Genomic DNA, 21,723 nt, shown 5'->3' with positions numbered 1-21,723 from the left:
GAAATTTTATGAAATTTCGTCGGCGTCGATCTGTGGCTATCCATAAATATATTCAATAGTTCATCAATAGCCGGCTTGAACCACCTATACACGTGCACATGTCAATTTGCAATGTGCCATGGGGTCCAAACGACGTTGAACCAGGCAAGGCCTTTTTGGCGCCCTGCCGTCAGACCGTGTCATTCATATTGAATGACGAAACTAGGTGATTATCTCACCCCACGCAAAGAGTGAGGGTAGTACAAAATGTCTCGCCCGTCAACTTTCTCCTTTAAGTATCGTTTGGCTTTGGCATAGTCTGAATAATTTCCCTTAGCGCCATAATTTTTGACAACTTCTATCCCCTTATCGGTAGGGGAGAAATCTGAATTTATCCACTTTAAATCTATTAGGGACGATTCAGCTCTGCGGAACCTAAAATATGGTACGGAAAGCAGGCGGACCGCGTCCCACTTATCGTATTTAGCTACGGCGAGCAGTAGGATATTCCATCTCGGATCATCTTTAGTTCCCGGCCTGAGGGCAGCTTGTTTCAGCCTTTGATTTTCCATTTTTTTCAGGAAGGCCGAAGTTGCCTTATCCATAAGGCTTGAGTCCACTTTATTATATATGCCTGATTTATATTGCTCGCTTACGAGGTCACGAAGATCGTCTGGAACTCTTTTTGACTTAAAAATTGGTCTGTAATTTAACACTGACCCGATCGCTTTGGCCGGCGCATACAGAAAGTCGGGAACGTTATTAGGGCAGGAAGAACCTAGCATTACGGTTCGTGATGCAGTTTTGCCGTACCCAAGGCCTTCCGAAGCCTTGCGTTTTTTTGGATCGCCATATTTCTGGAAAAAGTCTAGCAATTTTTCGTGATCGTCAATATCTTTAATATCAAAGAATGATTTTGTTTCATTTAGGTATCTAATTTCGAAGGGGATAGTTTTAGACCCGCGACTCACATTCGTATTTTTGAGATTTAGTGGGGTTCTCGAGGTCCACTCCTGTATGGTTTGAATACCTTGAGAAGTCGCTGTCCACGATATTACGCTAATGCTTACTCGGCGACCTGCAAGAACTCCAGTGGTGCATGCAAGAATAGTACTGCTTAGAAAATCGACAATTTGCGCTCCTGAGCCAATGTTGTCCGTTAGTAAAATTAAGTGAACGTCTTGATTTGAGTCTGCAAGTAACCCTATTTCGCTTCTTCCGCGAAGGATGGGTTTATTTTTATTAAATTCGGGCTCTCTTTTTCTACGTTCGTATTCGTCGCGTATTACAAGATCGAGATATTTTTCAGAACCGGACTCTTCGTCTCGGACTTCTGACGGATAGAAATGTTCGTATAGACGATGAGTGGGCCAAGATTCCTTGCTCTTATGGGACACTTGGTTGCCAATATTCTTTTGTGCCTTTATAGATACTTGAAGCGGAGGCTGATCAACATCTAGATGTATTGAATTAATGAGCGGAACGTATTTAATCCCCTTTTGATCCGATTGAAATTTTAAGTGTCGTTCTATATCTTCTTTCGACACAATTGACTCAATAATCAATTTTGATTTAGATGTGATGGTTTCATCGATTAGTTCAGACAATGCAGATAGCAGGTCATTGGTCACTTCATTCGTCGTCGCAAATCTTAAGCAGGTCAGACTCAATGATGCTAATGCTCTATCTGATTCAGGAAATTGGTCAAGCCAAGATACTACCGATGGGCAATTCAATATTTCGTTTTTTTCAAAGTTGTCTGATGGCAATTGGAATTTTCCTCACTGTCGGTCCGAGTTTAATGTTTAATCCGGTGGATGCTTCTTGCGTTTATTCTGTGGGTGCGACTCTTGCTCCTAATGGGAGGGAAGGGCGGTTTCCTATCCCCACGCTATGTGTCATAAGTTGGAAGCTGTCGCACACACATGAGGGATCTACGGCAAACCATACTTTGTGACCTCAGCACATTCCGGGTTATGGACAGCAACTAGCTGTCATCGGTCACCAATGACAGGCGTTTGCTGTCCTATGTGGAGTGCTGAGATATCCTGACTCGTCGCCGAATCAGTCGGCGGTTCCTCCAGAGCGAGGGCCTCTTGAGGAGAGGGAAAGGGCAAGGAGGCCACCCCGGTGGGGTACGACTTGCCAGCGCTGGTGGGGGCGGATGTGCGGGTCCAGGTGCATCCGGGGTCGCCTACGTGGATGAACAGTGTGGGGGCTTCTCGTTGAGTGGCGTAGGCGTACATCTGGTATTGGTCGGACATGGACATCTTCCCGGGCTCGAGAGCAGGGATGGTTTTATATTTGGCGTCAATGACGACGAGGGCGCCTGTGCGGTCGCGGAGTTCGATGTCGGGGCGCTTGGGCATAGGGGTGTCTTGGAAAATCCGCAGTTGCGAGGCGGCGGTCTCCATGCTGTATCCGGCGGACTGGAAGCGACGTTGAAGAATTTCTTCCCAGAGGCTGGAGGTGGCGATCTTGATGCTTAGTGCCGCCCCGTTGTGTCCTGAGGTGGTGCCGAATCCAGTGGCTTGGGCGAGTAGAGCTTGGGCGGCTCGGTAGGCCTGCTGAGGAACTCCGGGAGGAAGTTGCTCGTGGGTGAGGGGAGCTTCCTGGAGCACCTCATAGGGGGAGGTGACCGTGACGGTGGACAGGTGGGCATCTGCACTCAAAACGCGTTCTCGGGTGGTGCGGCTGCGCGACGTGGTGTCAGGGAGTTCGGTGAGGCACTGGCGCAGGGCGGCCCGGATGGTTTGCCACAAGAGGGTGTCGGTCGTGAGTTCCGTGTACTGACAACTGATGGCCTGCTGTCTGCGACCCTTGCGCTCTACCAGATCGTTGACCAGGATTCTGCCGCGCACGGCCATGAGCGGGCCGGCGTTGCGGCGGAATTCGGGCCGTTGGTATCGGATGGCTTTTGTTGCCAGCTTGGTGAACTCCTCCATGAACACCTGTCGCAGTTCCGGTTGCCGCGTGGCGATAGCTGATGCCAGCACGGCGGGGAGATCGGTGGAGTCTTGCAGAGTGAGCTGATTCATGGCCCCAACCAGTCTCCACATGGCCCCGTCCTGGAGGTCCATCTGCGGACCGTCCTGTTCAGGAACTCGTGGGGTCGCACCAAATGACCTGGGAGGGACCACTTCCGTGAGCAGCGGTGACGTTCCTTCTTCGCCATCGTTGGCAGGTTCCGCGGCGTCCCCCAAGGTGATCTCTTGGTAGGTAGTGAGGGCATCGGCGATGTCCTCGGGCACTTCGATGGTGTCGAGCTCGTAGACAGTGACAACAGTCCGGTCATCTTCCGGTTTGACTCGTACTAGGGCGGGCGGGAAAGCGTCTGGTGGCCGCCAGGCCTTGGGGTGGACGCGCAGAATCAACTCTTTGCCCGCGGCCGTTCGGATGACGGCCACGCCGATGCCGTTCCCTGTACTGCTCACCTTGAAGTAGCGCACGGGCTCAACCACGGACCGCCGAGGGGGTCATTTGGCGTTCGAAGCTAGCGTCCTTCCCTTCCGCAACGAAGACCTGAGGACGGCGACCGATGCCGCGGCCGACGTATCGCACGCCCGTGACTCCACCTAGTCCCTCGCTGTTCCAGCGCGCCGGCCGGTCGATGGCCTGAATGCTGTCTAGATCTTCCTCCGGGATCATGAACGTTTGAGCGATCTCACTGAGTTGCTCGAGAATGGCGGTGCAGATTTCGATCGGTTCGGCCTTGGTGAAGAAGTAGGAGTGGCCAATCAGCGCGTCCGGCCCCACCAGCTCCTCAAGATTCTGGTTGAGCTTCCCCCACCAGCCAATGAGGCTGACAGGCGTGCCGTGCTTTTTGGAATGCAGACCCGCAGTGGAGAGTTCGCCGATGAGTTCTTCGGGATCCATCGGGTTGATGGTGCTCCACTGGAAGCGACGGCGGAGGGCGAGGTCGATTCTGCCCACGGATCGGTCGGTGCTGTTCATGGTCCCGAGGATGTGCAGGTTGTCCGGGACTACGAGGAAATCACGCTGGTCCTTGGACGGAGTCTGGAGTTGGGCTGAGTAGACGTAATCGACTCCGGCAAGCTCCGGATCCGAGGCCAGCTGGTCGTTCAACTCACTGATCTCAACCCCGGTCAGTGTGGACGCCTCCCACATGTGCCCCAATGCATGGAGCCTGCGGACGGGAAGACGCTTGGAGCTTTCCAGGACCATGAGGAGATCGCCGAGCACAGCGGCCGTGTTAGCCCGGTTGATCTCATCAATGACGAGCAGGTAATCGTGGTGGGGATCTTTGATGGCTTGGTTACACATGTCGATGAAGAGACCATCTCGAGGTTCAAAGGTGTCACCGGACGGACGCAGCCCCCGAACGAACTCTTCGTAGGACGTGGAGGGGTGGAACACCGTCGTTCTGATTCGACCTTCATAGCGATCGTTCAACTGACTGACCATATGGGTTTTGCCCACGCCGGCGACACCCACGGTGATGACGTTTTTAAATGCCTTCAGCGCCTGCCGCGTCCGGGCCGCAGCGTCTTGGGCCTCGACCGGGTCGACCTGGCCTGTGATGGGCGGGGCGTTATCATCAACGTCTTCCATGATTTCCCAATATGCAAGGAGATGATCAGCCAGTTGCTCCTGGAGTGACTGGCGGATATTCGAGTCGGTATCGAATAGTCGCTCCGCTGCATTGTCGTAGATTTCTGAAACGTATGACGAGCCGTACTTTTGGTAGCCTAGTTTGCGGCGGATTGTAAATTGTTCATCGCTGACTTCGGCCGGCCACGACACCGATGGCGAATTAGTCTCACTTATATTGTAGGAAAGGACTAGTCTTTTGTCCGCCCGATAGTATAGCAAGGCGATGTAGATGCCGTTTTGCACCTCTTGGTCGCCAAGAGTGAATGTCATGTGTGCGCAATCAGCGGGGGTTCCTTGGCCGAAACTGGCTTTCACGCGAAATCCGACGGTGTTCTCAATTTTATAGGAAGACCAGGAAAGCTTTGGCTGGATAGAATCAGCATTTTTCAGAAAAGGCTCAAGATTTTCATTTACAGCAACTTCGGCAATTCTCAATATTTCAGCCGCCGCATCCTCAGGGGAAAAATCGTCGTCTGCTATATTTTCTAAGCTCCCGCCTGTCGCCGGATCGTACTGTTGCTCCTCGGGCGATGTCCGGATCTTGTAACGACCATTGGATACCTGCACGATGGGTGACACGCCCGGGTTTTCGCGAATCACTTCGCGCATCACACGATTTACCGTCTGCCAGGGTGTCTTGCCCTGCGACTCAACGTAACCCTGTCCTATGGCGTAGTCGGCTATGGCACGACTTCCCATCGCTTCGGGTGCGTGTTCTTCCAGTGTGTTGATTACTGCTTCGCGCCAAGAACTCAAGATGAGGCCTTTCTCCATAGGTGCCCTGCAATCTCACTGCAGTCTAGGGATAGGCCAACCACAGTCCATGGATTCTGGTGTCTAAGAAAGTGTCGGTCGCCCTGAACATCCCAATTCAGGGCCACCGGGCTGTCATCGGAGTCTCGACAGTGCTTGCCAGAAGCTGCTCTTCTAGTGAGAGTCTCTGGTCACCTGCATGCTGTCCCTGGGTAGAAAGGATTAGTGAGCGGCGTAGTAGGCGTCTTTGATGGACTGGTGGATGCGGCCGCGGTCGGAGACCTGGCGGCCTTGCTCACGGGCCCAGGCCCGGATCGCGGCGGTCTCCCCGGTAGAGGTGGAAGTGCTGATAGTGCGGTTGGTGCGCCGGTTGCCGGTGGGGGCTTTGCGGGCGGCGGCCACGAAGGGGCGCAGGGCCTCGCGCAGTCGCTCGGCGTTGGCGTCGGAGAGGTCGATCTCGTAGTCACGCCCGTCCAAGGCGAGGGTGAGGGTGCTGTCGGCGGGGCCGCCGTCGAGGTCGTCCTCGAGGTGGACTTCGACTTTCTGGGCCATAGGTGGCTGGTCCTTCCGGGTGAGCGGGTCGTAGAACAGGGCTGTGCCGGCGTACGGGGCGTTAGGAGTCGTCGGTGGTGTCATCGCCGACCGGGTTCTCCTGGAGAGCGACGGCGTCGAGGTCCTGCACTGCCTCGGCGTCCTTGGTCGGCACCGTGATTTTGGTGCGGTTGCCGGTGATGACAGTGCCCTCCTGCGTGAGGTCCACGCAGAGCATGCCGTCCTCCAGGAAGGGCTTCCATCGCCTCGTGGCAGTGGTGTCAATGCCGTAGTGCTGGGTAAAGGCAGTAGCGGAGACGATCGCCTGGCCGGGACCGCGCTTGGACCCGTTACGCACCGCGTAGGCGTGCGGGGAGGAGTCATCGGTCGCCCGCAGGGCCATGAACTGCCGGTCGCGATCGTAGAGCAGCTCCACCGTCTGCGCGTTGTCGACGAGGTCGTGGGCGGCTTTGTTCAACGAGATCACGCCGCGCTTCTGGATGGTCACACTCGGCGCCTTGGCTAGCGGGGTCATTCTCTTGTCGAAAACTTCGAACGGCATGATTCCTCCCGTAGTCAGTAAGTGCAGGGCACAGTATGCATCGTTTTCATTGCACGTGTTGCATGGGCAATTGCTGAGCCTCGGTGATGTGGTGTCTTGGAAGGCAAGGGATGCGAGACGTCTCGTCCGGCCAATTTTCGCCCGCATGTTTCCGCGGTTCGGCCTGTCTCGCATCCTTGTGCTTTATCCGTGCCCCTAGAATCGGATACTCAACGTCAGTTGCGAGACAGAAAAGGTGGACATGGGGAAGCTAATCGGGTATGCCAGGGTGTCGACGCGTCAGCAGGACGCAGACCGTCAAGTGTCCGACCTCTTGCATGCCGGTGTACGGCGCGATGATGTCTATGTCGATCTTGGAGTGTCTGGAGGCCGTGGCTCGCGCCCTGCCTTCGATAAGGCGGTGGCTGCGCTGGAGGAGGGCGACACTCTGGTGATCACCACGTTGGACCGGTTGGGGCGGTCGACGCAGAACATGCTTGCCTTTGCCGAGGCGCTGCGGGGCAGAGGTGCCGGGCTGCGGGTGCTGTACCTCGGTGGGGGAGACGTGGACACCGCCACCCCGATGGGGTCGATGGTGTTCACGGTGATGGCGGCCTTGGCGCAGATGGAGCTGGAGATCAAGCGGGAGCGGATCACCGACTCGGTGGCGAAACGCAGGGCCGCCGGCAAGGATCTTGGCGGGCGCCGTCAGACTTTCACCGATTCCCAGATCCGCAATGCCCTCCGGCTCATTGATGGCGGGGAGCCGGCCACACAGGTCGCACGGGACCTCGGCATGTCCCGAGCGACGCTCTACCGGCGGATGCGCGAACTGCCGCCCGGAGCTCCCTGACTTGTGATGACTTCTCTGCCACTGGGTGCGCGGCAGGTCTGTCCGCGGCGTCCGGTAGCGTTGCGGAGTTCGAAGTATCTGACGATAACGAGGGTCTGGGAGCACGCTTGAAGAAGAACGCCACCATGCATGAGCTTCTTCGGCAGCGTTACGGGCGCAACGGAGACCGTCCGGTGGCATTTGTCGACGAAAGCTACCTTGCTCCTGGTTTCATTGCCGCGCAGAACCTAGATGCATCGAGCGTGGACCCGTTTTATGTGTTGACTGGGGTGGTCGTGTACCCCGAGTCGTTCGAGCAGATGCGGCAAGAGCTGCTGGACATCGTGGGGCAGGGGTTCTTCCATGCGACCCAGTACGGGCGGGGAGCAAAGGATTCCGCTGTGCTGAGCCAGATGGCGCAGTACCTGGTGGACGGCAACGAGGTGGCTCTGGTCTCCGTCAGGATGCCCGCCGTGGATGATCTCGACGAAATGGCACACTCCCGCACCCTTTGTTATCGGGGTCTGCTGAAGGAGCTCTATGAGGGAACTCATCATGAGCCGGTGCGCTTGATCGTTGGGGAGGAGCGCCATGAGCGTCGCCTGAACAACTGGGATCAGCGTGTCCTCGCTGATGCCAAGAAGGACGGTGTGGTCGGCCGCGATCTGAGCCTCATGCTGGCTTCTCCATCGGCGGAACGACTGTTGTGGCTTCCCGACCTCGTCTCCAACGCCATGTACCGCTACCTCGTGGGCACTGACCTGACAAACTACTCCATCCTGGAGCCCTGCTTGGAGATCCTCACCGTGGAAGACGCTGCTGAGGTTGAAGGCGCTCTTACGGCATCTTAAAAAGAAGCAGCCCCTGAGTGCCGTAGCAATCAAATCAGGGGCCAGGCTGACTGTCGGCCCTTGCGGGCGGAGAGCCAACTCCTTGCTTCGTTGCTCAACCTACTCCGCTCGGCCCTATGACGCAAACCAGGGATGTGGGGCGGGGTACGATGCGTACGCATCGTACCCCGCCCCACATCCCTGGTCATAATTCCCCTGGTGCAGGAGCTTGCAGATGCATGGCGATGGGACTGTCCCGGATTCCCTGCCCTGCGCTATGGCCCGCTCAAACAGCGGGGCCTCTGCCGGTGCGGTCGCCGGTGTGCATAAGGTCCAGGTAGATCCAGCCGCGGCGGGCCCGGATCACCTGGACCGTCCAGATCAGCACGATGAGGGCCCCGACGACCGCCCACCAGGGGCTCGAGCGGATAATCGCCGTGGTGGTCAAGCCGGCCACACCCGCCAACATCAGCACCGCCGCCTCCAGCTGCTGGCACGCGAAAGCGCCGGCGGTGATCCGGGTGCGCGGATTCTCCGGGAGCCCACGGGAGACGGCGGCGAACACCAGCCACCGCTGCATCGCGCCCCGATCAACGTCCACACCGAGCCGCGGCCTGGGAGCACGCACGAGTGCGTGCAGGACACTCGCCACCGTGATCAGCAAGATCAGGGGGAGATGACTCCAATCCTCGAGCGCATCGCCGTGCCCGTCCAAGCTCCACTGCACCACCAGCGGAACACCGACCGCCAGCACGAGCACGGCCGGCACCGAGTGCGCGAGGACCCGGCCCACGGTGGGCACCGGAACGGCGTCGACCTGTCGGACGTCATCGTCTGAGGCGCGGGCGTGCAGGGCCTGGAAGCTGGCCCAGTGACGGCGGAGCTGCAAGGCGGCGACTACCGCGAGTCCCACTGCTCCACCGCTGGCCGCGAACCAGGAGAACTCTGGCCGGACCCCGGCGCCGAGGGCCATGCCGGCAAGGACTGCACCCAGGAACACGAGAGCTGCAATGTTGTTGCAGGCGGACACGACCACAGCGCGGCGCACCAGCGGATCGTCCGGGACAGGGCCTTTCCGGGGGATGGCGGACAGCGCCCGTTCCATCTGCTTGCGCTCGGTACGGGTCTTGCCGCCAGGCGGCATGGCCCCGGCGTAGTGGCCAAGCAGAGCGACCAGGCCGACCAGTGCGATGACCGGCACCGGCCACCAACCGACCCGCGCGTCACCGGCCTCGTCCATCAGCCACCAGGCGAGCAACGGGATGCCGAGAACCGCCACCACAGCACTGGGCAGCGCGCCCGCAACGACCCGTCCGACGGAGGGCACGGGCACCTCGTCGGTCTGCTGGGCGGGCGGGTCCATGGCGCTGACGCTACCGGCCGGTACCGCCTGAGCGCGCGGGGCATAAGAGGGGAACGACGGAGCCGGCGCCGGCGTGCCAGGATGCGATGACGCTGACATGGACGGGGGCGAGATTGAGGCGCAGGAGACGGTGGGCGATCGCGGCCTGGACCGTGGCGGTGCTCGGCGTCGGGGTGTGGCAGATCGGGCGGGGCAACGGCGTCTACTGGGCGGCCTTCACGGTGACGTTCGTGGGTGGCTACCTGCTGCTGATGCGTCTCAGCGACCGGCGCGACCGGCCATGAGGGCTCGGGCCCCGCGGCACCGGGCGCCGCAATCGGTGCAGGCGCGTTGGTCTGAGTGGCTGGGCGTGCTCGCCCTCATCGCATTCCCCTTTCTGCTCGCGTTCCTGATTTGGTTCGCGGTGCGGACCGACAACGTGGCGCTGGCGATCGGGATGACGATCAGTGCGGTGGCCGGGACGTGGTGGCACGACAAGCGCAAAAGCCGAGCGAGGCCACCTCGAGACGAAACCAGCGGCCCCTGATGCGTCAGGGGTACCCCTCTTGTGCGTCGTGGTTGTTAGGTGGGCCGATCGGTAGCGTCCAAGCATGGACAAGTCAGCGCCACGGCTCGGTCCCGCCGGGAAACCGCCCAGGTCTCTGCGTCGGGTGGCTCTGATCGTCACCGGCATCAGCGGTGGCATCGCCCTGGTCGCAGGAATGATCACCTGGTTCGTGGAGGAGTCGTCTAACCCTATGCATCCGCTGGGCAACGCCGGGTGGCTCGCTTTTTCCGCAGGCTTCGTCGCGATCGGCGGGCTGATCACCGTTCTCATCGACGTCCTCATACGGGCCACCACCCCCTCCGGGGGCCAGAGCGCAGCGGCACCACCTCGGGCAGGCCGCCCTCGGCCGGTGCGGACTGTGCGGCGCGGAGTGCTGGCCTATGCGATTTGTCTGCTCATCGGCGCCCTGGGGGTCATCGCGTACGGGGTGTACCGCCTGGGCTGGGGCGGGTTGGGCGAGGGAGGCTTCCTGCTCCTGTGCGCTGCAGCCTTCCTCTGGGGCGTGCTGGGTCTGCGGAGATCTGCCGTATCCCCGGGATCGGAGACACTCCCCGATGAAGTGCCGGGCCGCAGCGCCGCTGGAGGGGTGGGGCGTCAGGTGTTGCGTCAGTGGGGGCTGGCGTTCACCGGGGTCGGTGCTGGCATCGCTGTGGTCATGCTCTGGTACTCGGCGTTCATCAATCACTTCTTCTGGTCGGGCATGCTTTTTGGCCCGGCCATCTTCGCCGGCTTTGGGTCCCTGGCGGCCGCAGGGGGGCTGGTCCTGCTGATCGTCGACGGGCTCCTACGCCTCACCGGTCGCCGCTACTAGGAACCGTCTCGCGCACACCACCTCGGGGCAGCATCCCCAGGGCTGGCGATGAGCGCAGCTGAACCTCTGAATGGTCCCTCGGCCCCGCCCCGTGAGGCCAGGGGTTCCTCCGCTGGGGTCGTTGGTACGCAGGCCCGCCACGTGAAAGTGCTGGCCCAGGCGGTGCTGTCCTCGATGACCTGGGACAGGGGTGCGCGTGCCCCCGGAGCGTCCCCTTAACGGATGCACACCTAGCTTTGGTCTCTACTGGGCGGTAAGACGGGGGGCACCGGGCTCCTGTCCGGTCAATCGGAGGGATGGGATGGACCAGCGCCGGGTGAAGCGGTTGATGCTCCTGTGCGGGGTGTTCATGGCAGGAGTTGTCGACGCCGGACGAATACTGAGCAGATGCGACGGTCGAAAAGTGAGCACTCGACGATTGGAGTGTGATCACTGTGGAAGATTGGGCGTTGATCCGTCGGCTGCATGCCGAGGGGGTGCCGAAGTCCCAGATCGCCTCGCGGCTGGGGATCTCGCGGAACACGGTCGCCAAGGCCGTGGCCGCCTCCCGGCCACCGCGCTACGAGAGGTCTGCGGGGCCCAACGCGTTCACCGATGTCGAGCCGGTCGTGCGGGCGCTGCTGGCCGAGCACCCGTCCATGCCGGCCACGGTGCTGGCCGAGCGGGTGGGGTGGTCGGGGTCCATCACCTGGTTCCGGGACAATCTCCGAGCCATCCGCAGCGAGTACGCCCCGCCCGATCCGGCGGACCGGTTGTCCTACCGGCCGGGGGACCAGGTCCAGTGCGATCTGTGGTTCCCGCCGGCACGGATCCCGCTGGGTGACGCTCAGCAGGGATCACCGCCGGTGCTGGTGATGGTCTGTTCCTCCTCGCGGTTCGTCACCGCGGTGATGATTCCCTCGCGCACCACCGGTGATCTGCTGGCCGGGATGTGGCACCTGGTGGTCGAGCAGATCCAGGGCGTGCCGCGGCGGTGGGTCTGGGACAACGAGTCCGGCATCGGTCGCGGGGGCCGCCCGGCCGAGGGGGTGGCCGCGTTCATGGGCACGATGGCGGCAACCCTGGTGCAGCTCAAGCCCTACGACCCGGAGTCCAAGGGCATCGTGGAGAGGGCCAACGGCTATCTCGAGACCTCGTTCCTGCCCGGACGCTGTTTCGCTTCCCCGGCCGACTTCAACGCCCAACTGCGCCAGTGGCTGGTGGGTGCCAACACCCGGCGGGTGCGGGCCATCGCCGCCCGGCCGGCGGAGCTGATCGCCGCTGATCGGGCCGCGATGCTCCCTTTGCCGCCGGTCGCCCCGGCGATCGGGCACCGCTGGTGGGTGCGGCTGGGTCGGGACTACTACGTGCGGGTCGCCGGCAACGACTACTCCGTGGACCCGACCGTGATCGGGGCCATGGTCGAGGTCACCGCCGACCTGGATCGGGTGCTCGTGCGTCACCAGGGCCGGGTCGTGGCCGAGCACGCGCGCTGCTGGGCGTCAGCGACCACGGTCACCGACCCGGCGCACGTGGCTACCGCTGCGGTGCTGCGCCGGGCCTACCAGCAGCGCCCGCACCCGGGCGCCGAGGCGGATCCGCTGGTGCGGGATCTGGCCGACTACGACCGCGCGTTCGGGATCGAGGTCGCCTGATGGCCACCACACCGGCCGAGACGGCCAAGACCCTGGAGTACCTCACCGCCTCGTTGAAGGCCCCACGGATCCGTGAGGCCGCCGCCCGGATCGCCGACACTGCCCGTGCGGGGCACTGGTCCTACGAGGAGTACCTGACCGCCGTCCTCGAGCGCGAGGTCGCCGCCCGCAATGCCTCCGGGGCCCGGCTGCGGATCACTGCCGCAGGCTTCCCCGCGATCAAGACCGCCGAGGACTTCGACTTCACTGCCCAGACGGCGATCACCCACACCGACTACGCCGCGATGGCCTCGGGCCGGTACCTGGCCGAGGCCGGCAACATCGTGCTCCTCGGGCCCCCAGGCACCGGCAAGACCCACCTGGCCACGGCCCTGGGCATCACCGCCTGCCAGCAGGGCCACCGGGTGCTCTACGCCACCGCCGTGGACTGGATCCACCGGCTCAAGGGCGCCCACGACACCGGGCGCCTGGACGCAGAGCTGCGCAAGCTGGGCCGGTACCGGCTGATCATTATCGACGAGGTCGGCTACCTGCCCTTCGAGCAAGAGGCCGCGAACCTGTTCTTCCAGCTCGTCTCGACCCGCTACGAGAAGGCCTCGCTGATCCTCACCAGCAACTTGCCCTTCGCCCGCTGGGGCGAGGTCTTCGGCGACGTCACCATCGCCGCGGCCATGATCGACCGCATCGTCCACCACGCCGAGGTCCACACCCTCAAAGGCGCCAGCTACCGCCTCAAGACCTTGGGCACCGACTCCCTGCCCAGCACCACCCACCAGACCAACTAGCGACATCCACTGCTCACTTTTCGACCGTCGCTACTGCTCACTTTTCGACCGTCGTTGACAGGAGTCGGGGCCGTGCCCCTGTGGTGGAGCATCGGGCACCTACTCTCACCGTCGGGCTCTAGCGTGTTCATGCCGTGGCTCGGTGTGCTCAGTGGCTCGTTGGCGGTGCTCCTCGGGGCAGGGTTCGTCCTCTGGTCCCTGAGCCGGCGACCGGTGCGGCTGAGTCGACGGCGGTCGACCTACATCGTGCTGGCCGGTTGGCCGGTCGCGGGGGTCTTGATCCTGGCGGGTTCCTGGGACGACCCCACGAGTGCTGGGGTCGCGCTGTTGCCGATCTTGGTGGCGTTCCCGGTCGGGGCTCTTTTCGAGCAGCCGCAACAGGAGCAGCGATACGCCCGTTCTCTCACCGCTCGTCCCCACCGGGCGCGGTACATGATCGTCGCCGGGACCATCGGGGGTGGGCTGTTCGCGGTGATGAGCGTGGTCACGCTCTTTCTCGGGGATCTGGGGTTGGTGGGGACCGCGGTGGGATTCACCGTGATGATGGTGACCTACGCATTCGGGCAGCGCGCCGATCTCAAAGATCTCGCTGCGGGTGTCCTGCGGAACGGTTGTGATCCCGGATCCGGCCTTGGCTGTGATGAGTCCTCACCGTGAATTTAAGGGCGCGGCACCCCATGGCGGCACCCGGGACACCTTGTCCTGCCGCAGCTGGGACGGTAACGATCACCGGTTTTGACGGCACGGTTTCTACAGCCGGTGGTTCCGCGAATATGGGAGGTGGGCGTGCTCTCCAGGATTGAGAAGGTGCTGCTGGCGGTCTGGGTGCTGCCCCTGGTCTTCGGGATCGTGGCCGGGTGGCACACCACCCGATCACCGGGGGACGAGGGCGGGATCATGCTGGCCATGACGGGGCTGGTCGCCGCGATGTACATCGGGTTGCTGGTCAGCATGGTGCGTCGCGCCCGGCGCCGAGCCCGCCTCGTCGATGACCAGGACGGTGCCGCGGGGGTCGGCGACGAGGTCGAAGAAGCGGATGCCGACTTCGTCGAGGGAAGGGTCTTCCACCGTGGGCACGGTTACATCGACACACCGCGAGCCCGTGGGCGGGCCTACCTCGGTGTGCAGTCACTGTCGCTGTTCGTTTTCATCCCCGCGGCCACCTACTTCCTGATCACCCGCGGTGACTGGTTTCTGGCCGTGATCGTCGTACATGTCATCACGCTGCTGACCATGTCGGTCTACATCAACGAACGCGACACCGAGGACGACCCCGCGAAGTAGCCCTGCGGTGTCCTATTGGCTGATCACCACGGGCAGGAACGTCAGGTGTGCCAGGCGTTTCTCGTCCCCGCTTCCCGACACGCTGTAGTCACCGCGCGAGGCCGGCTCGCTGACATCGAGGACCCGCTGGGTGCGCTCATGGTCGCGGATCGTCGCGTGAGCCGACTCGATCAGGGCGGTCGCGTCCTTGGGGTCACGGATGAACACGATCAGAGCGATGCGGGTCTGCCGCCACAGCGTGTACCTCGTCAGCAGTTGATCCAGCCCGTCTGAGAGCGCTTTGGGGCCCTTCCAGATCTTGCACTCCCCGACGAATGCGTCGCGGTCTTTCCAGCGCAGCAGCAGATCGGATTTGCCCTGCCCGATGAACGTTTCGCCGGTGACCTGTCCTTCGAAGTTGGCGTTGAGCACGAAAAGCAGCACATCGCGCAGGGTCTCCTCGTCCTGGCCCAGCAACCGCTCGGCTGTCCCGGGCAGGCGCTCCAGCGCGTTGGAAAACGATGCGATCGTCTGCACCACCGATTCCGCCATCTCTTCGGCCAAGGACCATTCTGGAGCCCCAGCGGCCGCTGCTTCCTCGATCACCCGCATCGACATCGGCGCCGGGCGAACGGGCACTTCCACACGATCAACGGTGGGTTGTGTCAGTGGCACCTGCAGTTGCTCCATCGCCCCGCGCAATGCGCGGGTGACCTTCCACCGAGGCTGCAGCTGCGCACTCAGCACCTCGGCAAATGCGGCCTGGCGCCGCTCAATCCGCTCATTAGCCGTGCGGACGTCCTTGAGGAGCTGACCCTCGATCCGCGCCAGGGCTTGTTCGAGTTGCTCGGCGAAGTCGTCCCCGAACTGGCTCTCTATATTCAAGGCGAACTCGGCGACCGACTTCCCTCCGGAGGACTGCCCCCGCCCCACGATCTCGCTCACCTCCATGAGCAGGCTCAGATCACCGCGGAACGGGTACTTCAGCTCGACCCGGCTCCCAGAGTGGCCGTAGTAGCGGTTAGCCACGTCGAGAACAATCGGTTGCGGCCCGCGGGTATTGATGAGCTCCTCGAGAATGACCTCCAGTGGGCGATGAGCCAGGTCGTCATCCGTCACCTTGGCAGCGACGGTGGCGGCGTAGGTGCGGAGCTTCTCGATCTCGGTGTCCTCGCTTGTCACGCTCTCACCCTAGGACTGACGCGCCCCCTGCCTTGGTAGGTCACCTCGCCCGAGCAGCCTGTGCCGAACATGGGCTCTGCTCAATCCGCACAGGTGAGTGTGGGTGTTACGGATGTCCTCGCTAGTGGCCCATCACGACTTCAAATGTTCCTGGCCAGGAACTCAGGCCCAGCGCATCCCGGTCGGGATTTCCTCGACGGTGCCCAGCGCCCCGAAAAGGAACAACCGCAACAGCAGCACCAGCACCGGGGGGAGGACGGCCGCCCCCAGGATCCAGGCACGGGCCCGGAAAACTGCGGCGTAGATTTCCTTTGTCTCCCCGTCGGCGCCGCCGATCCATTGACGATGAGCCAGGCGAGCCAGGTAACCGCTGCGGTTGCGGGCCTGGAGGTAGGCGTAGGTGAAGAACAGCGCCCCGACCACCGGGGCGACCACCGTCTCGGCGTCCGGGTTGGCGTAGAGCACCCCCACACCGCTGACCAGGGCCAGGAACAGACTCATCGCCAGGACCGCGATATGGAAGGACGTCACCGCCAAGTCGGCCGCGACCCTCGGGACGTCCTCGGGCGAGGCGGCCAGCCGCGCAGCCACCGGGGCCCGGAGGAGGGTGAGCACCACGTTGGTCAACCCGATGAGCATCAGAGCCCCGAAAGCGATCCATCCCATCTCAAGCTCAGCCCATCAGCATCCCGGCCGGCAGATCGGCCTCCGAACCCAAAGCCCCGTAGAAGAGCACCCGGGCGCCCAGCACCAGGAGCGGCGGGATGAAGCCCAGAGCCAGGATCCAGGACCGGGCCCGGGTGGCGTCTTCCCACATCTGTTCCGTTTCCCCCGGGGCCCCACCCCACGGCCAGCCGGCCGCGGCCTGCCGGGACATGGCCGAGGGGAAGCGTCGAGCCTGCAGATAGGCGACACCGAAGAGCACGAGCAGCCCGAGCGGGAAAAGCACGGTCACCGGCCCCGGGGCGGCGTAGAGCACCTGGGGTAGGACGAACAGTGACATCAGGGCGCTGAAGACCACGAAGACGCAGAAGAAGACGGTCACGGTCAACGTCGTGGCGAGTCTGGCTTGTTCCTCCGGGTTGTCGGCGAAGCGGGCGGCGATCCGCCCACGGGTCAGCGCGGTGAGGTTGCCGGCCATGATGGCGAGGAAGGCCACGACGAAGATCGGAAGGAAGGACACGCTGGGGCCTCTCGTCTCGCACCGGCGCCAAATGCTTCCGGTGACCCCAGCGTAGAAGTTGCGGACGCGAACACCCAGACGCCCTATTGGGGTTCCCTTATTCGTGGTTGGTTTCGATGGCCTGGCCGAGGAGGCGGGCGCCGTCGGGGAAGGCTGCGGGGTTGGGTCCGGCGTAGTTGAGCCGGATGTAGGGGCCGGTGGGTTCGGCGGGGAACCATTCGGTGCCTGCGGCGATGATGACTCCGCCTGTCTCGCAGTCGTGGAGCAGGCGGGGGAGGTCGGTGTCGTCGGGCAAACGGGCCCAGAGGTTCAGCCCGCCGGTGGGGACGTGTTCGATGTGGGCCTGGGGGGCGTGCTCGGTGAGGCTGCTCAGCAGCAGGTCCCGGCGTCCCTGGAGCTGGTGGCGGAGCCCGCGCAGGTGGGTCTGCCACCCGGGGTGGGTGACGACGTCCAGGGCGGCGGCTTGGAGCAGCCCGGAGACGTAGATGGATTCGGCGGCGCGGTCGGCGAGGATGCGTTCGTGGGCGGGGCCGCGGGCGATGACCGCTCCGACGCGCAGGGCGGGGGAGACGCTCTTGGTCAGGGACCGGAGGTAGACGACGTGCCCGGAGTCCTCCCGGGCGGCCAGGGGGGTGGGGGTGGTGGTGATGCCGAAGTCGTGGGCCCAGTCGTCTTCGATCAGGAAGGCCCCGTGTCTGGCCACCACCTGTAGCACCTGCTCGCCCACCGCTGGTGACCAGTGGGCGCCGGTGGGGTTGGCGTAGTGGGGTTGGGCGTAGAAGACCCGGGCGCCGGTCTCGGCGAAGGCCCGGGCGAGGTCGGCCGGGTCGGGCCCGGTGGGGCCGGTGGGGACCGGCACGATGCGCACCCCGGCTTGGGTGGCGGCCTGGATGGCCCCCCAGTAGGTGGGTGATTCCAGCAGCACCGGGTGCCCGGCCCCGGCCAGGGCGCGGAAGATCGAGCTCAGCCCGCTCTGGGTGCCCGGCAGCACGATCACATCCCGCGGTGTGGGCGGGCTGACCCCGTCGGGGGTGGAGGCGCGCAGTTCGTGGGCGAACCAGGCCTGCAGCTCGGGCAGACCTGCCACCGGTGGGCGGGACAGGGCCGCTTCCGTGCGTGCGGCCCGGCTCAGCGCGGTCCGCACCAGCCGTTCCGGCAGCAGCTCCCGGTCGGGGTAGCCGGAGTGGAAGGCGATGACATCGTTGGGAGTGTTGCGCAGCGCGGTGGACACCGACCGGGCCGGTGCCTGGGGGGCCCGCAACGCACCGGTCTGCCAGCTGTAGTCGGCCGGGCGGGCAGTGCGTGCGGCGCGCACGAAGGTCCCGACCCCGGGCCGGGTCTCGACCACCCCCTGGGTGGCCAGGGCCCGCAGAGCTTTCTGCACGGTGACCGGACTGGCCTGGTACTGGGCCACCAGCGCCCGGGTGGAGGGCAGGCGGGCCCCCGGGGTCGCACCGGCGATCCACGCCCGGAGCCCCTCGAGAATCCGGGAACTGTTATCGTTGTCCATGAAAGCTAATAGTAGCGCTACTGTCGTTTTGCCCGAACCGATATCCCCTCGACCCGTCACGGGGGTGTGGTGGGGGTCGCTGGGTGTCACCGCCTTCTCCTTCACGGTGCCCTTCACCCGGGTGGCGGTCGAAGGCCTGGACCCGATGTTCATCGGCGCCGCCCGAGCGGTCGTGGCTGCGGTGCTGGCCGCCGCCGCGCTGGTGCTGACCCGCCAACGCCTCCCGCGCGGGACCCAGTGGGTGCGGCTGGCCGTGGTCGCCGGCGGGGTGGTGGCCGGGTTCCCGCTGCTGACCTCCTACGCCCTGACCACCACCCCGGCCAGCCATGGTGCGGTGGTGATCGCCCTGCTGCCGGCCGCCACGGCGGTGATGGCCGTGCTGCGCACCCGTGAGCGCCCCGCCCGCGCGTTCTGGGTGATCACCGGGATCGGGGCGGTGGTGGCGATCGGTTTCGCCTCGGTGTCCTCGGGTGGCCTCGGGCAGCTGCACGGGGCCGACCTGCTGCTCCTGGGGGCGGTCGTCGCCGCGGCCATCGGTTACGCCGAGGGTGGGTTGCTGGCCCGTGAGCTCGGCGCCTGGCAGACCATCTCCTGGGCCCTGGTGCTCGCCTTCCCGGTGATGGGGGCCCTGACCCTGGCCTCGGTGTACCAGCAGCCCCCGGCCGGGACCCCGGTGCAGTGGGCGGCGTTCGCCTACCTCGGGGTGATCAGCATGTTCCTGGGCTTCTTCGCCTGGTACCGCGGCCTCGGGCTGGGCCCCATGGCCCAGATCAGCCAGATCCAGCTCGCCCAACCCGTGCTGAGCATCCTCTGGGCCGGGCTGCTGCTCGGGGAGCACCTCACGCCCACCACCATCGTCGGGGGCCTGGCCGTCATCCTCTGCGCCGGTGCGGCCGTACGGGTCCGGCTGAACCCCGCCCCGCGCACGTGACCTCGTGCCGTCGATCTCCCGGGTACCGAGTGCAGTAGGGATTTCACGGGCGCAACGCCCATCTTCCCGACGACGCGGATGCGTGATCATTGGCGATTCTCTGCTCAAGCACAACGATCTACGGGCACGGGGTCCGGCAGGTCGGAAAGGCGGTAGGACCGGAAACTTCTCTCGGTCTCGCTCTTATCGGCTAATACCGCGCCGGCGTCAGCACCCCATGGTCGTGTTCGGCTAATAGCGGGATGATTCAATGCGTTGAACTGCCGGTGGCAGGCACTGTTCTTCTCGACCAGGGTCGTGGTGCTCAACTGTCCTGGTGCGTGCCGCTGCTGTTTAGGCGGCCGCCGAGCCGGTCGAGGCCTTTGCGGATCATCGTGCTGTATCCATCGTCTCCCAGGGCGCCGGCTGCCGCGCGTCCCAGGACGAGTTGCTCTCGGGCCCGAGTGATGTCGCCTTGGCGTCGGTAGCCCTCGCCGAGATTGAGGTGGAGGCTAGGGGCCAAGCCAGCCGCCGAGGCGATCCCGACCGGGCTCAGATCGTTCTCGTGGACCTGTGAGAACTCCTCCAGGGCGATCTCGTCCCACCGCACCTCATTGGCCAGGTGCGGCTGAAGGTCAGCGAGGTAGTGGGCCAGGACGCAGCGCTGGGCGTGTTCCTCCGGGCGGCTGGCTTCCCACAGGGCGCGCAGCCGCGGGGCTCCCTCGCCCGGATCCTCACCGAGCACGGGGGCCAAGGCGGTGGTGATGTCGTTCCAATCAGTCATGGGCTGACCCTAGGACCGGGTCCGAGGCGCCGGCTTGTATGAATCGGACATCAACCCAGCGCGGTGCTGGGCGTCTGGCCGGCCAAGGCGTGGAAGTCACGGACCAGGTGCGGCTGGTCGCTGTAGTTCGCCTTGGCGGCGAGATCGGCGAAGCTCGTGTCCGAGGCGGGGCGCCAGAGGGCGGCTGCCCGGTGCAGACGCAGGATGCGTCGTACCAGCACCGGTGCCAGACCGAAATCGGCCACGCACTGGCGGTGGATCTGACGAACACTTACCCCCAGCTCCTCGGCGATCTGCTGGACGGTGCGATCGGCCTCCAGATGCTCCACGAGCCGCAGCGTACGGGCAGCGGCCGGCCGCTGCGCTGCTCGTGCTGTGACGGTGTGCGCGAGCAGTCCCACGGCGGCGCCTTCATCGTCCATCCCGGTCAGCTGTCGCTCGGCTTCGGTGGTCGCGGCCGGCCCCCAGACCTCGGTCAGGGGGCACCACTGGTTGCGCCACCGCTCCAGCGGTGCACCTGCGACGCTGCGTCCGTGCGCGAGCCCGATGCGCACCCCCACCACTGCCACCCCCGACCGGGACGGCACCCAGGGTCTGGTGGCGGGCCCGAACCACCACAGGCGCCCCTGGACCCAGGCGATCCCGCACCGGGCATCCGGTACGACCGGCCGTGCCCGCCCCGCCCCGGTGGTCAGGGCGTAGCCCACATCGCACACCCCGGCGCCGAGAACTTGCCGGGGATAGATCCGTGGTCCGGGCCCTGGTGCGGGATGTCGATTCACAGTTCCATTGTTCCCGCAACGGCACAGGCACTCCGGGAACGAGTGGACACGGGCAGGCCAGGCGGCACAGCTTGGGACGCACCGCCGTGAACCGCTGTGGGGAGGCTCATCGGAAATACGCTCCTGTCGTCCTCACCGGCGGTGGCCCGCCTCGGCGACGATGTGCTGCAGGACGTCCTCGGTCCTCGCCCCTGCCACACCGGGGGCCCACGGGTGGGGCCAGAGCCGGTGGTGGCTGACCCATCCGGTGCGGATGCCGATCTGATGAGCTCCTGCCATGTCAGTGACCGGGTGGTCACCGACCATCCAGGACTGTTCCGGTCGGTGTCCGCTCTGGGACAGCGCGGTGTCAAAGACCAGCCGGTGAGGCTTCTTGGCCCCGACCGCCTCAGAGATCACCGGGTGGGGGCTGTAGTGCAGCAGGCCGGTGCGGTGGAGCTTGTGCTTCTGCTGGCCCACCGTCCCGTTGGTCACCACCACCAGGGCGGCACCCGTCTCGACCAGGGCGTCCAGGGCCTCGATCACCCCGGGATAGACGTGGATGTGCTCCAACAATTCACGGCGTAGGCGGCCCACCAGGTCAGGGACCGGTGTGCTCAGCTGGAAGCGTGCCCGCAGCAACGCGGCCAACTCCGCCCGGGGCCGGTAGCCGTCCTGGTCCGCGGCGATCAACCAATCTAAGTCGGTGGTATTGCCGTCAACGCCGGCCAGGAAGTCACGGGCCCAGGTGGTGAAGGCGCCATGACGGTCCACCAGGGTGTTGTCCAGATCCAGCATCACCAGCACAGCAGCGACTCTACGGGCACCGCGACACACTGCATCAGGGTTCCCTGGATCCAGTCCGACTTCGTGAGCAGCGTGGTGGTGCGTGTGGGGCTGTGCTGGCGTT

General features: G+C 63.9%; 23 protein-coding genes. 10 read left to right on the top strand and 13 right to left on the bottom strand.

The window, feature by feature from the left end; translation table 11 throughout:
- Window positions 1–209: 209 nt before the first annotated feature.
- The 5 genes from CRM73_RS01830 to CRM73_RS01810 form a co-directional block, all read right to left on the bottom strand.
- Window positions 210–1,748, bottom strand: coding sequence for a hypothetical protein (locus CRM73_RS01830; RefSeq protein WP_229586604.1), 1,539 nt, complete (start codon window positions 1,746–1,748; stop codon window positions 210–212).
- Window positions 1,749–1,973: 225 nt separating this feature from the next.
- On the bottom strand, window positions 1,974–3,428 hold the full coding sequence (locus CRM73_RS01825) for an McrC family protein (protein WP_229586603.1): 1,455 nt from the start codon (window positions 3,426–3,428) through the stop codon (window positions 1,974–1,976).
- Between the two features lie 4 nt (window positions 3,429–3,432).
- Window positions 3,433–5,367 carry an AAA family ATPase gene (locus CRM73_RS01820; protein WP_229586602.1) on the bottom strand — a complete coding sequence of 645 codons (1,935 nt, stop codon included), beginning with the start codon at window positions 5,365–5,367 and terminating at the stop codon, window positions 3,433–3,435.
- Window positions 5,368–5,568: 201 nt separating this feature from the next.
- Entirely contained in the window at window positions 5,569–5,898 is a 330-nt protein-coding gene (locus CRM73_RS01815) for an Lsr2 family protein (protein WP_229586601.1), read from the bottom strand.
- Window positions 5,899–5,959: 61 nt separating this feature from the next.
- Entirely contained in the window at window positions 5,960–6,385 is a 426-nt protein-coding gene (locus CRM73_RS01810) for a hypothetical protein (RefSeq protein WP_229586599.1), read from the bottom strand.
- 295 nt (window positions 6,386–6,680) lie between these two features.
- Between CRM73_RS01810 and CRM73_RS01805 the strand changes: the two genes are divergently transcribed.
- Both CRM73_RS01805 and CRM73_RS01800 read left to right on the top strand, forming a co-directional pair.
- Window positions 6,681–7,271: a recombinase family protein gene (locus CRM73_RS01805; RefSeq protein ID WP_229586647.1), complete on the top strand. Its 591-nt coding sequence runs from the start codon at window positions 6,681–6,683 to the stop codon at window positions 7,269–7,271.
- 107 nt (window positions 7,272–7,378) lie between these two features.
- The gene (locus CRM73_RS01800) at window positions 7,379–8,101 is read left to right on the top strand and encodes a hypothetical protein (RefSeq protein WP_229586597.1); all 723 of its coding nucleotides are present in this window, start codon (window positions 7,379–7,381) and stop codon (window positions 8,099–8,101) included.
- 265 nt (window positions 8,102–8,366) lie between these two features.
- On the opposite strand, the gene CRM73_RS01795 is transcribed toward CRM73_RS01800, so the two are convergent.
- The gene (locus tag CRM73_RS01795; RefSeq protein ID WP_229586596.1) at window positions 8,367–9,443 is read right to left on the bottom strand and encodes a hypothetical protein; all 1,077 of its coding nucleotides are present in this window, start codon (window positions 9,441–9,443) and stop codon (window positions 8,367–8,369) included.
- 86 nt (window positions 9,444–9,529) lie between these two features.
- Here CRM73_RS01795 and CRM73_RS01790 point away from each other — a divergent pair, with 86 nt between their 5' ends.
- From CRM73_RS01790 to CRM73_RS01760, 7 genes are all read left to right on the top strand, one after another.
- Entirely contained in the window at window positions 9,530–9,727 is a 198-nt protein-coding gene (locus CRM73_RS01790; protein WP_229586595.1) for a hypothetical protein, read from the top strand.
- A 65-nt stretch (window positions 9,728–9,792) separates the two neighbouring features.
- A complete protein-coding gene (locus CRM73_RS01785; protein ID WP_229586594.1) occupies window positions 9,793–9,969 on the top strand; it encodes a hypothetical protein in 177 nt (58 codons plus the stop codon).
- Between the two features lie 124 nt (window positions 9,970–10,093).
- Window positions 10,094–10,801, top strand: a complete 708-nt coding sequence (locus tag CRM73_RS01780; RefSeq protein ID WP_229586593.1) for a hypothetical protein — start codon at window positions 10,094–10,096, stop codon at window positions 10,799–10,801.
- Window positions 10,802–11,226: 425 nt separating this feature from the next.
- Window positions 11,227–12,435 (top strand): IS21 family transposase, encoded by a 1,209-nt coding sequence (gene istA, locus CRM73_RS01775; RefSeq protein WP_229586592.1) that lies wholly within the window; start codon window positions 11,227–11,229, stop codon window positions 12,433–12,435.
- Entirely contained in the window at window positions 12,435–13,220 is a 786-nt protein-coding gene (istB, locus tag CRM73_RS01770) for an IS21-like element helper ATPase IstB (protein ID WP_229586590.1), read from the top strand. The genes istA and istB overlap by 1 nt, the downstream gene beginning before the upstream one ends.
- A 246-nt stretch (window positions 13,221–13,466) precedes the next feature.
- On the top strand, window positions 13,467–13,877 hold the full coding sequence (locus tag CRM73_RS01765; protein ID WP_229586588.1) for a hypothetical protein: 411 nt from the start codon (window positions 13,467–13,469) through the stop codon (window positions 13,875–13,877).
- 123 nt (window positions 13,878–14,000) lie between these two features.
- Window positions 14,001–14,504, top strand: a complete 504-nt coding sequence (locus CRM73_RS01760) for a hypothetical protein (protein ID WP_229586586.1) — start codon at window positions 14,001–14,003, stop codon at window positions 14,502–14,504.
- Window positions 14,505–14,516: 12 nt separating this feature from the next.
- Here CRM73_RS01760 and CRM73_RS01755 read toward each other — a convergent pair whose 3' ends face one another.
- From CRM73_RS01755 to CRM73_RS01740, 4 genes are all read right to left on the bottom strand, one after another.
- The gene (locus tag CRM73_RS01755) at window positions 14,517–15,665 is read right to left on the bottom strand and encodes a hypothetical protein (RefSeq protein ID WP_229586585.1); all 1,149 of its coding nucleotides are present in this window, start codon (window positions 15,663–15,665) and stop codon (window positions 14,517–14,519) included.
- A gap of 162 nt (window positions 15,666–15,827) precedes the next feature.
- A complete protein-coding gene (locus CRM73_RS01750) occupies window positions 15,828–16,331 on the bottom strand; it encodes a hypothetical protein (protein ID WP_229586583.1) in 504 nt (167 codons plus the stop codon).
- A gap of 7 nt (window positions 16,332–16,338) precedes the next feature.
- On the bottom strand, window positions 16,339–16,848 hold the full coding sequence (locus CRM73_RS01745; protein ID WP_229586581.1) for a hypothetical protein: 510 nt from the start codon (window positions 16,846–16,848) through the stop codon (window positions 16,339–16,341).
- Between the two features lie 97 nt (window positions 16,849–16,945).
- On the bottom strand, window positions 16,946–18,358 hold the full coding sequence (locus CRM73_RS01740) for a PLP-dependent aminotransferase family protein (protein WP_229586580.1): 1,413 nt from the start codon (window positions 18,356–18,358) through the stop codon (window positions 16,946–16,948).
- Between CRM73_RS01740 and CRM73_RS01735 the strand changes: the two genes are divergently transcribed.
- Complete coding sequence (locus CRM73_RS01735) at window positions 18,357–19,289, top strand: DMT family transporter (protein WP_229586579.1); 933 nt, start codon at window positions 18,357–18,359, stop codon at window positions 19,287–19,289. The two genes, CRM73_RS01740 and CRM73_RS01735, sit on opposite strands and share 2 nt — an antisense overlap.
- Window positions 19,290–19,593: 304 nt before the next feature.
- On the opposite strand, the gene CRM73_RS01730 is transcribed toward CRM73_RS01735, so the two are convergent.
- From CRM73_RS01730 to CRM73_RS01720, 3 genes are all read right to left on the bottom strand, one after another.
- Window positions 19,594–20,052, bottom strand: a complete 459-nt coding sequence (locus tag CRM73_RS01730; RefSeq protein WP_229586578.1) for a hypothetical protein — start codon at window positions 20,050–20,052, stop codon at window positions 19,594–19,596.
- 50 nt (window positions 20,053–20,102) lie between these two features.
- Window positions 20,103–20,612 (bottom strand): helix-turn-helix domain-containing protein, encoded by a 510-nt coding sequence (locus tag CRM73_RS01725; protein ID WP_229586577.1) that lies wholly within the window; start codon window positions 20,610–20,612, stop codon window positions 20,103–20,105.
- Window positions 20,613–20,966: 354 nt separating this feature from the next.
- Window positions 20,967–21,611 carry an HAD family hydrolase gene (locus CRM73_RS01720; protein WP_229586646.1) on the bottom strand — a complete coding sequence of 215 codons (645 nt, stop codon included), beginning with the start codon at window positions 21,609–21,611 and terminating at the stop codon, window positions 20,967–20,969.
- Window positions 21,612–21,723 lie beyond the last annotated feature (112 nt).

The organism is Kocuria sp. CCUG 69068 (assembly GCF_020833785.1).
In the GTDB taxonomy this organism is placed as follows: domain Bacteria; phylum Actinomycetota; class Actinomycetes; order Actinomycetales; family Micrococcaceae; genus Kocuria; species Kocuria rosea.
The sequence above is the reverse complement of the archived record's forward strand: the minus strand, read 5'-3'. Positions and strand labels throughout refer to the sequence as shown.